Annotated in this window: 14 protein-coding genes; 5 read left to right on the top strand and 9 right to left on the bottom strand. The window is 74.5% G+C overall.

The features are described from left to right. Positions 1–991, top strand: a 991-nt coding sequence (locus BU198_RS08435) for a BACON domain-containing protein (protein WP_411293159.1), incomplete at its 5' end; no start/stop codon positions are given. Between the two features lie 245 nt (positions 992–1,236). Here BU198_RS08435 and BU198_RS08430 read toward each other — a convergent pair. Further along, positions 1,237–2,571, bottom strand: a complete 1,335-nt coding sequence (locus tag BU198_RS08430; protein WP_188296220.1) for a DUF1254 domain-containing protein — start codon at positions 2,569–2,571, stop codon at positions 1,237–1,239. A gap of 45 nt (positions 2,572–2,616) precedes the next feature. Next, complete coding sequence (locus tag BU198_RS08425) at positions 2,617–3,732, bottom strand: DUF1254 domain-containing protein (protein ID WP_188296219.1); 1,116 nt, start codon at positions 3,730–3,732, stop codon at positions 2,617–2,619. Positions 3,733–3,860: 128 nt separating this feature from the next. Between BU198_RS08425 and BU198_RS08420 the strand changes: the two genes are divergently transcribed. Then, entirely contained in the window at positions 3,861–4,901 is a 1,041-nt protein-coding gene (locus BU198_RS08420; RefSeq protein ID WP_188296218.1) for an NAD-dependent epimerase/dehydratase family protein, read from the top strand. 105 nt (positions 4,902–5,006) lie between these two features. Here the strand turns inward: BU198_RS08420 and BU198_RS08415 are convergent, their stop codons facing one another. Both BU198_RS08415 and BU198_RS08410 read right to left on the bottom strand, forming a co-directional pair. Then, entirely contained in the window at positions 5,007–6,056 is a 1,050-nt protein-coding gene (locus BU198_RS08415; RefSeq protein ID WP_188296217.1) for a family 2 encapsulin nanocompartment cargo protein polyprenyl transferase, read from the bottom strand. 283 nt (positions 6,057–6,339) lie between these two features. After that, a complete protein-coding gene (locus BU198_RS08410) occupies positions 6,340–7,758 on the bottom strand; it encodes a family 2B encapsulin nanocompartment shell protein (protein ID WP_188296216.1) in 1,419 nt (472 codons plus the stop codon). 328 nt (positions 7,759–8,086) lie between these two features. Here BU198_RS08410 and BU198_RS08405 point away from each other — a divergent pair, with 328 nt between their 5' ends. Then, entirely contained in the window at positions 8,087–9,160 is a 1,074-nt protein-coding gene (locus BU198_RS08405; protein ID WP_188296215.1) for an ATP-grasp domain-containing protein, read from the top strand. A 90-nt stretch (positions 9,161–9,250) separates the two neighbouring features. Here the strand turns inward: BU198_RS08405 and BU198_RS08400 are convergent, their stop codons facing one another. From BU198_RS08400 to BU198_RS08390, 3 genes are all read right to left on the bottom strand, one after another. Next, positions 9,251–9,796, bottom strand: a complete 546-nt coding sequence (locus BU198_RS08400; RefSeq protein WP_317620023.1) for a methylated-DNA--[protein]-cysteine S-methyltransferase — start codon at positions 9,794–9,796, stop codon at positions 9,251–9,253. 155 nt (positions 9,797–9,951) lie between these two features. Next, complete coding sequence (locus BU198_RS08395) at positions 9,952–10,185, bottom strand: hypothetical protein (RefSeq protein WP_188296214.1); 234 nt, start codon at positions 10,183–10,185, stop codon at positions 9,952–9,954. Between the two features lie 167 nt (positions 10,186–10,352). Continuing rightward, a complete protein-coding gene (locus BU198_RS08390; protein ID WP_188296213.1) occupies positions 10,353–11,618 on the bottom strand; it encodes an MFS transporter in 1,266 nt (421 codons plus the stop codon). A gap of 202 nt (positions 11,619–11,820) precedes the next feature. Here BU198_RS08390 and BU198_RS08385 point away from each other — a divergent pair, with 202 nt between their 5' ends. After that, positions 11,821–12,618 carry a hypothetical protein gene (locus tag BU198_RS08385; RefSeq protein ID WP_188296212.1) on the top strand — a complete coding sequence of 266 codons (798 nt, stop codon included), beginning with the start codon at positions 11,821–11,823 and terminating at the stop codon, positions 12,616–12,618. Positions 12,619–12,675: 57 nt separating this feature from the next. Here the strand turns inward: BU198_RS08385 and BU198_RS08380 are convergent, their stop codons facing one another. Then, a complete protein-coding gene (locus tag BU198_RS08380; RefSeq protein ID WP_188296211.1) occupies positions 12,676–12,885 on the bottom strand; it encodes a DUF397 domain-containing protein in 210 nt (69 codons plus the stop codon). Next, the gene (locus BU198_RS08375) at positions 12,882–13,727 is read right to left on the bottom strand and encodes a Scr1 family TA system antitoxin-like transcriptional regulator (RefSeq protein WP_188296210.1); all 846 of its coding nucleotides are present in this window, start codon (positions 13,725–13,727) and stop codon (positions 12,882–12,884) included. Before BU198_RS08375 ends, BU198_RS08380 begins: the two co-directional genes overlap by 4 nt. A 475-nt stretch (positions 13,728–14,202) precedes the next feature. On the opposite strand from BU198_RS08375, the gene BU198_RS08370 reads away from it, so the two are divergent. Then, positions 14,203–14,640, top strand: a complete 438-nt coding sequence (locus BU198_RS08370; protein ID WP_188296209.1) for a Tat pathway signal sequence domain protein — start codon at positions 14,203–14,205, stop codon at positions 14,638–14,640. Positions 14,641–14,665 lie beyond the last annotated feature (25 nt).

The raw sequence follows: 14,665 nt of genomic DNA, 5'->3' as shown, positions 1-14,665 counted from the left end.
CGCGGGGCGCGGGCTGGCGGTGCGCCGGCGGGTGGTGACCACCGGGGTGCTCGCGGCCGTACTGGCGGCGCCGGTGATCGCGCTCTGGGCCGGGCACCGGGGCGGTGGCGGGTCGGGGTCGGCGGCCTCGGTGTCGGCGGTGCGGGTGGACGAGACCGGTCGGCCGACCGGGCAGCGGCCGCGGCCCCCGGTGGGCGGCCCGGTGGGGCCGGGTTCGACCGGCATGCCGGGGATGGAGCTGGCGGGGGCCGGGACCGGCCGGGGCATGGGTGGTTCCGGTAGCGGCGGTGCAGAAACGTTGCTTCCCGGGTTTCCGCGACTGACCTTCGAGGGCGCGCTGGTACCCGTCCCAGCGCACGGCGCGGCCCCGCTCGGCAGCCCCGCCCTGGTCGTCGCGCCCGCCCCCGTGGCCGACCAGGCCTCCGCACCGGGCCCGGGCGAACCCGCCCCGGCCGGACTGCTCACCGTCGAGGCCTGCGAGTACGGCAACCGGACCGTTCTCACCCTCACCGACTCCGGTGGCACGGAGATCCGCTGGCGCGCGGTGACGGACGCCGGCTGGCTCCGGCTCAGCCGCGACGCCGGCACCCTGGCGCCCGGCCAGCGGATCACCGTCATCGTCACGGTGGACGAGGACCAGGCGCCGACGACGCACTGGACGGCCCGGATCGCGCTGCCGCCCTCGCAGGCGGTGGTCACCCTGGAGGGCGGGCCGCACAACCGCGGCGGGTCCGCCTCCTACCCGGCCGACCCCTCGACGTCCTCGTCGGCCCCGACGCCGGTGCCGGTGCCGACGGGGTCCGCCACCGCGTCACCGCACCCGACGGCCACCGCGGCGCCCTCCCCGTCGGGCACGCCCACGTCGCCGGCCTCGCCGTCCGGCTCGCCGACGGGCTCCCCCTCTCCCTCGGGCACGGCCACGGCGACGCCGGGTCCGGACGCCTCGCCGCAGCCGACGAGCCCGGCGCCGGCGTCCTCACCGGGCCGGTAGCAGTCCGCGCAACGCTGCCGCCCGGCCGGCCCCTCAGGCCTGTTGGGAGCACGAGAAGTCGACCCGGCCGACTTCTCACACACGACAGCAGCGAGGCCATCACGTCCGACGGATCGGCGGGACCCGGTAGCCGCCCTCAGGCCAGCAGCGGTCGGCACAACGCCGCCTCAGGCCTGTTGGGAACAGGACGGGGCGCACGAGAAGTCGACCCGGCCGACTTCTCACGCACGACAGCAGCGAGGCCGTCACGTCCGATGGATCGGCGGGACCCGGTAGCTGCCCTCCAGGACGGAGGGCTTGGGCCGGTAGATGCGGAGGATGGGGCGGAACTCGCCGGGCGGGGTGGGGAGCCAGTTGGCGGCGGCGGCCGGGTCCTCGGGCCGGTCGTGCTGGAGGGTCAGGGTGAGGGAGCCGTCGTCGCCGTGGACCAGCCCGGGGGTGCGGTCGCCGATCGAGTAGCGGTCGATCGGGTTCTCCACCAGGTAGTAGTCCGGAACGGAGTACATCGTGACGGACCAGAACGCCTCGGCCGGGGGCGGCTGGTCGAAGCGCAGGGTGTAGCTGCTGGCGCCGGTGAGGGGGCGGCCGTCGGAGTCGTCGTAGGTCATCGCGTACGAGGCCTCGTACGCGTGGTTGCCCCAGAGGCCGGCCCGGGCGGCGGCGGCCCGGCTGAGGTAGGCGGCGCGGCGGTCGGGGATGCGCCACTCGGGGTCGTCCAGGGTGCCGGGGCCCAGGTGGTCGGTGTTGTAGTCGAAGAGGTGGAGCGCGCCGCGCCACTCGCCGGGCGGGTGGTCCTCCGGCGGGCGGGTGGCGTCCTCGACCCGTTCCCGGCCGGCGGCCAGGCCCTTGGCGAGTGCCAGCGTCCATTCGGGGGCGGCCGCCCGGTACGGCGAGGCGCCGTCGTCCAGCAGGCCGAGCGGGGCGAAGCGGCGCTGGTACTCGATGTCCGCCGTGGCGGGCGGGAAGGCCTGCATCCAGACCCGCAGGCGCTCGAAGAAGGCCAGCCGCTCGGGCACGTCCCCGTCCGGCTCGGGCAGTCCGGCGACCAGGCCCCCGGGCTCCAGCGGCTCCAGTTCCAGGGCGGTCCGCAGGGCCCTGATCCGGGGCAGGTCGTCCGGGCCGGCGCAGGCGAAGCGGCCGACGACGGTGCCGACGGTGGTCGGCAGCTCGATCACCCGGTCCCGGTCGGCCGGGGTGCCGTGCCAGCCCGGCGGGACGATCAGCCAGGTCTGCGCACCGGTGCCGGTGGCGCGGCTGCCGAGGTAGGCGACGTTGTCCGTCCAGGCGTCGATGAACTGCACCACGTAGTAGGCGCCGGCGGTGTCGGGGACGCTCAGCACCTGCGGGCCTTCGGAGAGGTCCAGCTGGGCGATCGAGTAGATCGTGTCGTTGTTGACCGAGACGAAGTCGTCGGCCGGGCCGGCCAGCCGGGTGGCGTGGCTGAAGTGGTTGAACGGCGCCGCCGGCAGGGTGCCCATGCCGCCCCTGGTGAAACGCTCGACCATGGTGAGGCCGGCGACCAGCGGGTAGCCGTACACGTACGCGTCGGCGGCCAGGGCCTCCAGCTCGGGCTGGTTCATCGGGGGTCCTTCGGACGGGGGAAGGGGCGGTCGGGGCGGGTCCGGTCAGCGCGGGCCGAGCGGCGGGAGCGGCCGGCGGCCGTCCGGGGCGGTGTCGGCCGGTGCGGTGTCGGCCCCGTCCTCCTCCCGGCGGCCCTGCCCGGCCTCCTCGGCGGGCAGCCCGTGCAGGTCGAGCGCGGCGCCGGCGGCCTGGCGCAGGAAGTCCGCGCCGATCTGCTCCCGGGTGCCGGACAGCCCGGTGCGTCCGCGGAGTTCCGCGGTGGCGCGCTCCAGCCGGGCCCGGCCGTCGGCGAGGCCGCGTCCGATCTCGGCGCGCACCTCCAGGGGGAGGGCGGCAGGCTCGAACTCGCCACGGCCGTCGACGCCGAGGTCGGTGAGGCGGCCGCGCAGCCCGGTTTCGGCGGACGGCAGCGGGACGGGGCCGTCCAGCGGGAAGAAGCCGAGCAGGAAGTCGAGGAAGGAGAGGAACTCGACGGTGTCCGTCACCTCCTCGCGCCAGACCGGCCAGACCGGCTCCGGGGCGGGTGCCGGCACGGGTGTCCCGGCGTACTCGTGCAGCGGGCGCAGTCGGTACCGCTCCTGGAGGGCGGCGGTCCCGGCGGGGGTGGTCCCGGTGAGGCGGGTGCGGCCCAGGATGCCGACCAGCCGGGTGGCGGTGCGGATCACGCCGCTGATGCCGGGCGGGGGCTCGCCGTGCCAGTCGGGGCCGGCCACCAGGTGGTCGCCGGGCCCCGGGCCGGTGGTCCCGGTGCCGATGAACCCGGCGTACACGGTGTCGAGTTCGTGCACCGGGAGGACGTGGTGGCGGTCCTCGGCGGGCACCGAGACCACCCAGGGCTCGGTGCGCAGGTCCAGCCAGGCGCGGGAGTACAGGGTGTCCCCGGGCTCGTCACCGCCTGGCGCGCCACCCTGGCCGCTGCCGGGCGCGGACGGCCGCGGCTGGTGGCGGAAGACGCCGAAGCCGCCGACGTACCCCGGGTCCGCGTCGTCCAGGGCCTGGGCGTACAGGGCGCGGTAGTTCCGCAGCAGCGGGTAGCCGCGGATCCAGGCCTCGGCCGCGGTGGCGCGGACGGTGGTCGGGTCCACGAGTGCCGGATTGACCATGCTGTCGCTCTCCCACTGCGGGCCGCTCGGGTCGACATGTCGCTCGGATCGGTACACCTGGGATGCTAGGCGGGGCCGGGTGGGGCGGCACGTCGGGCCGGCGGCCGTACGGCGTCGGGTCGTCCGCCCTCTGCTGAGCGCGAAGCGGGACGTACGGGCGGCGCGGCGGCGGGAGACTCAGCGGTATGAAGATCCTCCTGCTTGGGGGCTCGTCCTTCCTCGGACGGGCCTACGCTGCCGAGGCCCTCGCCCGGGGCCATCGGGTGACCACCTTCAACCGCGGCCACAGCGCCGCCGACCTGCCCGGCGTCGAGGCCGTCCGGGGCGACCGCGACCGGGCCGGGGACCTCGCCCGGCTGGTGGACGGCCGCAGCTGGGACGCCGTCGTCGACACCTCGGCCCAGCAGCCCGCCCAGGCCGCGCTCAGCGCGCGGCTGCTGGGCGAGCGGGCCGGCCACTACACCTTCGTCTCCTCCGTGCACGCCTTCGCCGACTGGCCCGCCCGGGTGATCGACGAGGACTCCGTACGACACCCCTGCCCCGCCGACACCCCGCCCGGACAGCCCGCCGGTACCGCCCTGAAGGCCGGCTGCGAGCGCGCCGTGCTGGCGGGGTTCGGCGCCGAGCGCACGCTGGTGCTGAACAGCGGGCTGCTCGCCGGGCCCCACGAGTTCGGCGGCCGGCTGCCCTGGTGGCTGGAGCGGATGGCGCGCGGCGGGCGGGTGCTCGCGCCGGGTGATCCGGAGCGGGCCATGCAGGTGATCGACGTCCGGGACTTCGCCGGCTTCGGGCTGGACCTGCTGACGGCTGGGACGGCGGGGCGGTTCGTCACCACGGCGCCGCCCGGGCGGCTGCGCTTCGGCGAGTGGCTGGAGACCTGCCGGCAGGTGGCGGGCGCCGCGGACACCGAACTGGTCCCCGTCCCGGACGGGCCGCTGCTCGCCGAGGGTCCTGACCAGGTCGCCCCGTGGACCGAACTGCCCTTCTGGGCGCCGGATCTGCCCGAGATCGCGGGCACCTGGCTGGCCGACACCAGCCGGGCCGAGGCGGCCGGGCTGCGCTGCCGGCCGTTCGCCGAGACGGCGCGGGACACCTGGGAGTGGCTGCGGACGCGCGGTCCGGCCGGGGACACCGACGCCGAGGGGCGCAAGGGACGGCCGGAGGCTCCGGTACGGCAGGGCATCGAACCCGCCAAGGAGCGGCGGCTGTTGGCCGCGTTCGGCTGAGGGCGGGTCCGGCTCCGACGCCGTGAGCGGGAGGCCGGGCCGGCCTCCCGCTCACGGGGACACCCACCGGCGCACCACCGGGGACGTTCGACGCGGGCGGCCCGCTCAGTGGGTACGGCGGGTGACCAGCTCGGCGAGCGCCAGCAGTTCGTCGGCCGCGGCCGGCTCCGGTACCGCGGCGGCCAGCTGCGCCATCGCCGCGGCCATCCGCTCGCAGGACTCGCCCTGCGCCCAGCCGCGCCCGCCGGCCGCCTCGACGGCCGCCGCGCACTGCGCCAACTCCTCCGGGCTCAACGGACGTTCCAGCACGTACAGCTCGGCCAGCCGCGAACCCTCGGCGGTGCCGGAGCCCAGTGCCGCGACCACCGGCAGCGACTTCTTCCGGGCGACCAGGTCCGCGCCGACCGGCTTGCCGGTCACCGCCGGGTCACCCCAGATCCCGATCAGGTCGTCGATCAGCTGGAACGCCAGGCCGATCTCCCGGCCGAAGCCGTCCAGCGCCTGCGCCGCCTCCTCGGACGCGCCCCCGTACAGGGCGCCCATCGCACAGGCGGCGCCGAGCAGGGCGCCGGTCTTGGCCTCCGCCATCGCCAGGCACTCGGGCAGTGAGACGTCGTTGCGCTGCTCGAAGGCGCAGTCGATCTGCTGGCCCTCGCAGAGCTCGACCACGCAGTCGGCGAGCCGGCGGATCGAGCCGTGGGCGGCCGGGTGGGTGTCCTCGGCGAGCAGGCGCAGCGCGAGGGAGTGCATGGCGTCCCCGGCCAGGATGGCCTCGGTGGTGCCGAACACCCGCCAGGCGGTGGGCCGGTGGCGCCGGGTCTCGTCCCGGTCGATGACGTCGTCGTGGAGCAGGGTGAAGTTGTGCACCAGCTCCACGGCGGCGGCCGCGGCGACGGCCTCGTCGGGTTTGCCGCCCAGGGCCTGGGTGGCGGCGAGGACCATGGCCGGCCGGATCGCCTTGCCGGCGGGGGCCTCGGCGGGGGTGCCGTCCGCCTCCCACCAGCCGAAGTGGTAGCCGGACACCTTGCGCATGGTGCCGGGCAGTGAGTCGACGGCGGCCCGCAGGACCGGGTCGACGAGGGCTCGGGTCCTGGCGAGGATGTCCGCCGCCTCGTGCCCCTCTTTGTGGTCCCGCTCCAGCGTGGGACTCGTCATGGGTGTTTCCCCCTGTCGGGCGCCTGTCGTGGGACGGCCCGCCGTCGGCGGGCCGGGGTTGCGCTGCGGAGCCGGGCGCGGTCGCACGCCGCCCGGGCCGCGCCTCGGACCGTGTCCGTACGGGCGGGCTCTGCCCCGCGGACTCTGCGCCGCGGGCTCTGCGCGTACGGGTTCTGCGCGTACCGGCGGGCGTGCCCGGACGCGCCGGGGCGCGCCGTCCGCCCGGGGCCTGTCGGGCTGCCCAGGGCGGACGGCATCGCTCCGCGGCCGGCCCCGCCGGCCGTCAGTACTGCGCGATGTCCACGTTCTCCAGGACGCCGACCGCGTCCGGCACCAGGATCGCGGCGGAGTAGTAGGCGCTCACCAGGTAGGAAATGATGGCCTTGTCGTCGATTCCCATGAACCGCACCGAAAGGCTCGGCTGGTATTCGTCCGGGATTCCGGTCTGGTGCAGGCCGATGACACCCTGGTTGTCCTCGCCCGTACGCAGCGCGATGATCGAGCTGGTGCTCCCGACGATCGGGATCTTGTTGCACGGGAAGACCGGTACCCCGCGCCAGGACGTGATCTGCCTGCCCTCGACCTCGACCGTGCCCGGGTTGAGGCCGCGCTTGTTGAGCTCCCGGCCGAAGGCGGCGATGGCCCTCGGGTGGGCCAGGAACATCTTGGTGCTGCGGCGGCGGCTGAGCAGCTCGTCCATGTCGTCCGGGGTGGGCGGACCGGAGTGGGTCTGGAAGCGCTGGTCGTACGCGGCGTTCTCCAGCAGGCCGAACTCGGGGTTGTTGACGAGCTCGTGCTCCTGGCGCTCGCGCAGCGCCTCGATGGTCAGCCGGAGCTGGTGCTCGGTCTGGTTCATCGGCTGGTTGTAGAGGTCGGCGACCCGGGAGTGCACCTTGAGGATCGTCTGCGCGACGCTCAGCTCGTACTCGCGCGGCTTCAGCTCGTAGTCCACGAAGGCGCCGGGCAGCTCGTACTCGCCCAGGTGGCCGGCGGAGAGGTCGATCGCGGCCTCGCCGTGCTTGTTCTGCGCCTGCTGGAAGCCGTTCAGGTACTCGATGACCTGGAGCTGGAGCGCCTCGGAGCGGTCGTGCAGCTCCTGGAAGGCGGGCCAGGTCAGCGACAGGACGGTGCCGGAGGTCGCGGCGCGGACGGTGTACGGCCAGTCGCCGCCGTCCTGCCGGACCGCCTCGTCGCCGAGGTGGTCGCCGTCGGCGAGGGTGCCGACCACCGTCTCCTCGCCGTACTTGCCGGTGCCCAGCCGGTCGAGCTTGCCGTGCGCGATCAGGAAGACCTCGGTGATCGGCGTCCCGGCCTGGACCAGGACGTCGCCCGGGCTGACGTCCCGCTGCACGAAGCGCGAGGCCAGCTCCTCCAGCACGGCCTCGTCCTGGAAGCCGCGCAGCACCGGCACCTCGGCCAGCGTCTGCGGGACGATCCGCACCTCGGCGCCGCTCTTGACGAAACTCACCCGGCCGCGGCCGACCGCGTGGCGCAGCCGCCGGTTCACCCGGTAGGTGCCGGCGGACACCTGCACCCAGGGCAGCTTCCTGAGCAGCCAGCGCGGGCTGATGCCCTGCATCTGCGGTGCGGACTTCGTGGTCGTCGCGAGGTTCCGCGCGCCCGCCGTGCTCAGACTCTGCTGCTGCCGGATCTCCGACTGCGCACCTGGCGCAGGAACACCGGCATTGGTTTCGGTCGACATGAGGGGGGCCCTTCGCATATCCCGATGAAGTGTCGCCTTGCACATGCGTGTTGCAGCTTCATGGTGGGCCCATTGACGGGTGACCCGCAATCACTCGTTCGAGTGGTTCGGAATGGTCGAACAAATAGTACGAATAGATCACCCGATCGAAATTGTTCGACTATCCATTCGAACATATCGGAGTGCCGCGCCCCATCCTCCCCCATCGACGCCCCGCCCAGCGCCACCTCCCGGCGCGCGCCGCACGTGCCGCCCTGCCGTCCGGCCCGTTCGAACGGGCCGCTAGGGTGCCCTGACACTTCGTCAACTCACCGCCCGGGAGGGCCGCATGAGTGCACCCGTACGTGTCTGGCTCAACCGCACCTACGCCGAGAACGTCTTCTTCGTCGAACAACTGCGCGCCGCCCCGCGCCCGGTGGTGGTCCACGCGACCCACGGCGACCCTGACTCCCCCGTGCTCGCCGCCGCCGACCACGGCACCGCGGAGCCGGCCGACCTGCCCGCGGACCGCTACGTCGGCTACGCGCTGGACTACTGCGCCCGGCACTCCATAGACGTCTTCGTCCCCCAGCTGCACCAGCTCGCCATCGCCCTCGCCCGGCCGGAGTTCGAGGCGATCGGCACCGCGCTGCTCTGCCCGCCCGCCACCGCGGTGGCGGCCTTCACCAGCAAGGCGGACGGCTACGCGGCGATCGCCGGCGCCGGACTGCCCACCCCGCCCTGGTGGCGGGTGCGCACCCCCGGCGAGCTGTGGGACGCCGTCGGGCGGATCGAGGGCGGCGGGCACACCGCCTGCCTCAAGCCCGTCGCGGGCGCCGGCGGTGCCGGCTTCCGGGTGCTCACCCGGAAGCCGTACGGCGCACACCGGCTGGCCGGCTGGGACCACCGGGTGCAGGTCGACCAGGTGGCCGCGGCGCTGGACGAAGGCGGCCCGGACGGCGAGCCGGTGGACCTGCTGGTGATGCCGTACCTGGACGGGCCCGAGGTCTCGGTGGACAGCCTGGCCGACCTGGACGGCACCCCGCTCACCGCGGTCGGACGCACCAAGGACGGCCGCCGCCGGGGCTTCACCACCGAGGAGTGCTACCTGGAGCCGGTCCGGCGGCTGGTCCGGTCGACCGGGATGGCGTACCTGTCCAACGTGCAGTTCCGCCGCTTCGACGGCCGGCCGGTGGTCATCGACGTCAACACCCGCCCCGCCGCCGGACTCCACCAGCTGCGGCTGTGCGGCCTCAACCTGCCCTGGGACGCCGTCCGGCTGGCACTCGGCGAACGGCCGACGGGCGCGGGGGCGGCGCCGGACGTGCGCGGCATCGAGTACACGCTGGTGTCCGGCATCCAGCCGGTGCTGCCGAGCCGGGCACCGGGGCGGGTGTCGCTGGTCCGGGCGCTGCACCGGTGAGCGGCCCCGGGGCCGGGACCAGGGCCGGGACCGGGACCGCTCACCGCCCGGCGGACACCCGCATCCCGGTCGCGCGGCGGGCCGTTCCCGTCACAGCGGCCCGTCCCAGTCGAGGGTCGGCTCCAGCACGCCCTCCAGGGTGAGCAGCCAGCGCTTCACCTCGATCCCGACCCGGCCGCCGCCGAAGCCGCCGATCCCGTCCGCCGCCACCACCCGGTGGCAGGGCACCAGCAGCGGAACGGGGTTGGCGGCCATCATCTGCCCGACCGTGCGGGCGGCCAGCCCGGGCTCCGTGATGTCCTCGAACACCCCACTGCGGGCGGCCAGTTCACCGTAGGTGATGGTCCGGCCGTACGGCACCTCGCGCCAGAGCGTCTCCAGCACGGCGCGGTGCGGTCCCGAGCTCAGGCTCCAGTCGATCGGCAGGCCCAACTCGCGGGTGCGGCCCGCCAGGTAGGCGCCGATCCGCTCGGTGACCGCCCTGATCTTCGGCTCGTCGGTGCACGGCGGGGTCCCGCCCTCGCGCCGGACGTAACCGGCCGAGGCGACGCCGAGCGGGGTCACCGCGATCTCCATCGGGCCGCTGGGCAGCGGCGTCGGCACGGTCAGCCAGGACATCGACCAGGACTGCGGCACGCTCGGATCCCCACCCTCCGCCGGACCGGACGCCGGCCACGCCGGCACCCGGAGGACGTCCCCGCCCCGCGCGCCATCGTACGGCGGGCGGCCGGTGGCACGGGCGGCTCCGGCGCGATCGTCCGGCGGGGGGCCGGCGGCACGCGGGGCTCCGGTCAGAGCTGCCCCTTCAGCCCGCGGGCGAGCGACGCGCACCAGTGCACCAGCTCACCGCGGTCCGGGGCGCGGCCCTCGCAGAGCACGGCCAGCTGTGCGTCGTTGATCCGGTTCGGCCCCGGGATCTCCAACAGGTACGCCAGTTCCGCCAGCACGGTGGCGAGCCGCTCCGCGTCCGCGTGGTCCAGGGCGACCGCGGACTCGTGATGGCTGATGGTGAGCGAACCGGGCATGATCGGCCTCCTCCGTCTCCCCCGCCCTCCACGGTACGACCGGGTCGGCCGCCCCGCCCGCCGCGGAGACGCGCGTGCGCGGGTGGGGCAGCCTTTCGCGCTCCGGGGCCGGCCGGGCGCGGTGCGCGGGGGCCGGGGGTGCGCCCCGAAGCCGTCCGAGGGGTCGGTCAGCTGTCCGGGCCCTCTTCCCAGCGGCGGTTCCGTACCGCCGGTACGGCCAACACTACGGCCCCGGCGGCCAGTTGCCAGACCGACCCGAGCAGCAGCACCCGGCCTGTACCCAGCCGGTCGGCCAGCGGACCGGCCGCCGCCAGCCCGAGCGGGCCGAGCGCGAAGGCGCCCAGCGTGCCGAAGGCCGTCATCCGGCCGAGCAGTTCCACCGGCACCCACTTCTGCGTGGTGGTGCTGTAGAGCGTCCCGCAGACCGCCGATCCGGCCCCGGCCACCAGCGCGGCGACGGCCACCCAGGGCAGCGCCGCCCCGGCCGCGAGCGCCCCGGAGGGCAGCGCCCAGCCCAGCGCGGCCGCGGACGCCACCGCGAGCGGACGGCCGGGCGCCCGGCCGAGCATCAGCAGGCCGCCCAGCACCGCGCCGACCCCGTACACACCCATCACCAGGCCCCAGGCACGGGCTCCGCCGAGGTCCCGCCGGGCGATGAGCGGGCCGAGCACCAGGAAGGGGGCCCAGACCAGCAGGTTGAACAGGCCCATCTGCACGGTGGTGATCCACAGCCACGGGCGGGAGACGAACTCCGACCAGCCGGCCCGCACGTCCCGGATCATCGACCCCTCGCCGGCCGCCGCCCGTACCGGCAGCCGCAGCCCGGCCAGGGCGAAGGCGCCGACGCCGTACGTCACCGCGTCGGCCAGCAGCACCGTCGCCGGGCCCCAGACGGCGGTCACCAGTCCGGCGGCGGCGGGGCCGACCACGGTGGACACCGAGCGGGCCAGCCCCAGCAGGGTGTTGGCGTCCGCCATCAGCTCCTTGCGGCGCACCAGGCCGGGCACGACCGCGCCGAAGGCCGGCATGAACAGTCCCTCGCCGACTCCCCAGACCGCCACCAGCGCGACCATCGCCCAGACCGGCGCGCGGCCGGCTGCCAGCAGCGCGGCGAACAGTGCCTGGACCACGCCGCGCAGCAGGTCCGAGCCCAGCATCACCCGGCGGCTGCCGAGCCGGTCGGCGATCACCCCGCCGGCCGGCAGCACCAGCACCACGGGGAGGATGCGGGCCGCCATCACCCACCCCAGGTCGGTGCCGCCGCCCCCGCCGTCGAGCACCGCGAAGGCGACCGCGACCGGCGCCATCGAGGAACCGACGAGGGAGGTGGTGTACCCGACGAAGAACCACGTGAACTCGCGCTCGCCGAACACGGCGAGACGGTCTCCCAGGCGCCTTCGGGGGGCCTGGATCCGTTCTGTCCGCACTGCCATGGGCAGCAGTCTGCGAGCACCCGCACGTGCGAATCAAGGGTTTCCGGGGGGAATCTTGAGTCTTTTGGCGTCAACTTTGGCGGTGCGCTTGAATACCGCAGTAAATGATCCATGAAATCCACTCCTGCCTGCCATTTACTGCGCCTTTCGAATATCCTGACACGGCAATGGAGTCGATGATTTACTGCGGAAGAGGGCGATCGTGACAGAGCTCCCCCCGGTCGAGTACAGCCTCGCCGTCGAGCGCTATCTGGCCGACTCCGGGCTCGCCGAAGGCTCCCGGCGGATCTACCGGATCGCACTGAGCACCTGGGCCTGGGCACTCGCCGACCGGCCCGCCCCCACCGGCCCCGAACGACGGCGCGCCCGGCCGCCCGTCCTGCCGCTCGCCCTGCTCGACCACCCGGACGCCGCCGACCGGCTCCGCACCGCCCTCACCCGGCGCGCCGCGGACACCGACCCGCGCACCCTCAACCGGGAACTCTCCACCCTGCGCGCGGCGGCGGCCTGGTGGCGCGCCCAGGGCTGGATCGACGGCGACCCGACCACCGGGCTGCGCCCCCTTCCACTGCCCGAACCGGCCGAGGCCGCCGCCCCATTGGCCGAGGACCGGCTACACGCCCTGTTCGCCCTGCGCGCACCACTGCGTGAGCAGACCCTGTGGCACCTGCTGCACGAGTCCGGCGCCGCGATCGAAGCCGTCCTCGCCCTGGACACCGACCACCTCGACCTCCCCCGCCGCCGCACCCGGCCCGGCCACACCCCTCTGCGCTGGCAGTCCGGTACCGCCCGGCTGCTCCCCCTCCTCATCGCCGGCCGGGCCACCGGCCCGCTCTTCCTCACCGACCGCCGCGCCCCCGCCGGCACCCCCGCCGCCGACCGCTGCCCGCACACCGGTCGCGCCCGGCTCTCCTACCGCCGCGCCGCCGAACTCTTCACCGCCCACACCCGGGAGCTCGGGGAGGGATGGACGCTGCGGCGGCTACGACCGGGGCGGTAGCAACAAAGCGGCGGCCCCGGCCTGGAGCCGGGACCGCCGCGTCAACGCTCGTGGGAGTCAGCCGAGTTCTGCCGCGAAGCCGACGAACGCGGACCACTCGCTCTGGGAGAACCGGAACCGCGGGCCCTCCTTGTCCTTCGAGTCCCGCACGTGCACCGAGCCAGGGCCGTGGGCCACCTCGACGCAGTCAGGCCCCTCGTTCGTGCTGTAGCTGCTCTTGAACCACTCGAGCCCCGCAGGGCGGTCGACAGAAGGCTTGATCGTCATGTCTCTCCCAGAAGCTTCTCGATGAACGCCATCGACTCCCGAGGCGTGAGCGCCTGCGCTCGGATGGTCCCATACCTGATCTCAAGCGGGTGAACTTCTTTCCGCTCCGCGATCACGCGGCTGACCTGCTGCACTTCCACGTGCGCCACCTTGGGGCCGTCGCCGGCCTCGAACAGCCGGAAGGAACCGCCGATCCCGGCGTTGTCCTCTCGCCCGGTCGGCATCACCTGGATCTCGACGTTCCGCAACTGGCCGACCTCCAGCAGTCGTTCCAGCTGCCCGCGCAGAACCATCCTGCCACCCAACGGCCGACGCAGCGTCACCTCCTCCTGAACGAAGCTGAAGACAGTGGCCGGCCAACGGGTGAGGACGTGCTGGCGGGACATGCGGGCCGCCACCTGCCGTTCGGCCGTCTCCTCATCCAGCAACGGTCTGCGCGCGGTGAACAGCGCGCGAGTGTAGTCCTCGGTCTGCAACAAACCCTGGATCACGGAGTTGCTGTACGCCCCGATCTCGACCGCCTCGGCCTCCAGCTTGGCCAGGTCGCGGACCTTCTTCGGGTATCGCGCCGTGGTCAGGTCCTCCTTGAACGCGGACACCATCCCACCCGCGTTCACCGCCTCGTCGACCTTGTCCAGGAACTGTGCGGTCGGAATCCGCTGGCCGCACTCGACCTTCCCCACCAGCTCCTCGGAGAAGCCGATGGCGAGTCCCAGACCGGCCTGCGTGAGGCCCGTCCTCTCGCGCCACAACTGGATCTGCCGTGCGATCGTCCGCACGATCTCGTTCAGCTCTTCCCAGTCCTGCTGCTCGGTGCCACTCCCGGACAGCCCGGCTTCCACCGCCGTTGCACGCTCCTCTACGCCCGGATGTCACGCGCTGGAAGAATATGGCTACGCACCGTCGCGCCGCGCCGATATCGGTCGAATCCACCCGATCCAGCGTGGGACTCACGGCACCGCGCCCACCAAGTCCGCCCACCGAGTCCGCCCGCCGGCCCGCGAGCCGCTTCGGCGGGCGGACTCGGTGGGCGAAGCGGCGGTGACGTCACGGGCGGCGGCCGTTACGCAGCCGATGGACGAACGTGACACGACCGGCCGAGGACCGCGACACGGCCCTCCTACCGTCATCCACGACGCCCCGGCCGCACCGGCCGGAGAGCGTCCGCGACGAGGACGTACGCGTCCGGCGCCGACGACGTACGTCCCCCGACGCCACCACGCCCGGCCCCGCGAAGGGCACCGCGGACCGTACCGCGACCCGCACCGCGGGCCGGCGTCCACCACGTACCGACCGATGCAGATGGAGACACCCCGTATGAGCAGGAGCCGTACCCACTACTCGCCCACCCGCCGCGTCCTGGCCGCCTGCGCCCTGACCGGCGCCGCGCTGCTGGCCACCGTCACCGGCGGGCAGGCCTGGGCCGACGGCGTGCCGAAGCCGGCCGCCCCGAGCGTCGCCGCCCCCGACGCGCCGCGCGGTGACGCCACGAAGACCGCCACCCCCTCGGCGGCCCCGAAGACCGCCACCCCCACCCCGCAGGCCCCGTCGGCCCCGAAGGTCGACACCCCCCCGGCCCCCAACGGCCAGCCGCAGGTCCGTGAGGTACCCAAGGGCGCCGCGCAGGCCGGTGACGGCTCCGGCGCCTCCGACGGCTCCGGCCTGATGCTCGCCGGCGGCGGAGCCGTCGCGGCCGTCGGCGCCGCGGCCCTGGGCTTCGCCGTCCTGCGCCGCCGCTCCGGTGCGCGCGGCTGACACCGGTCCCGAGTCCGCCGGGCAC

Origin of the sequence: Streptomyces sp. CBMA156, assembly GCF_014596515.1 — a bacterium.
Lineage (GTDB): Bacteria > Actinomycetota > Actinomycetes > Streptomycetales > Streptomycetaceae > Kitasatospora.
The sequence above is the reverse complement of the archived record's forward strand: the minus strand, read 5'-3'. Positions and strand labels throughout refer to the sequence as shown.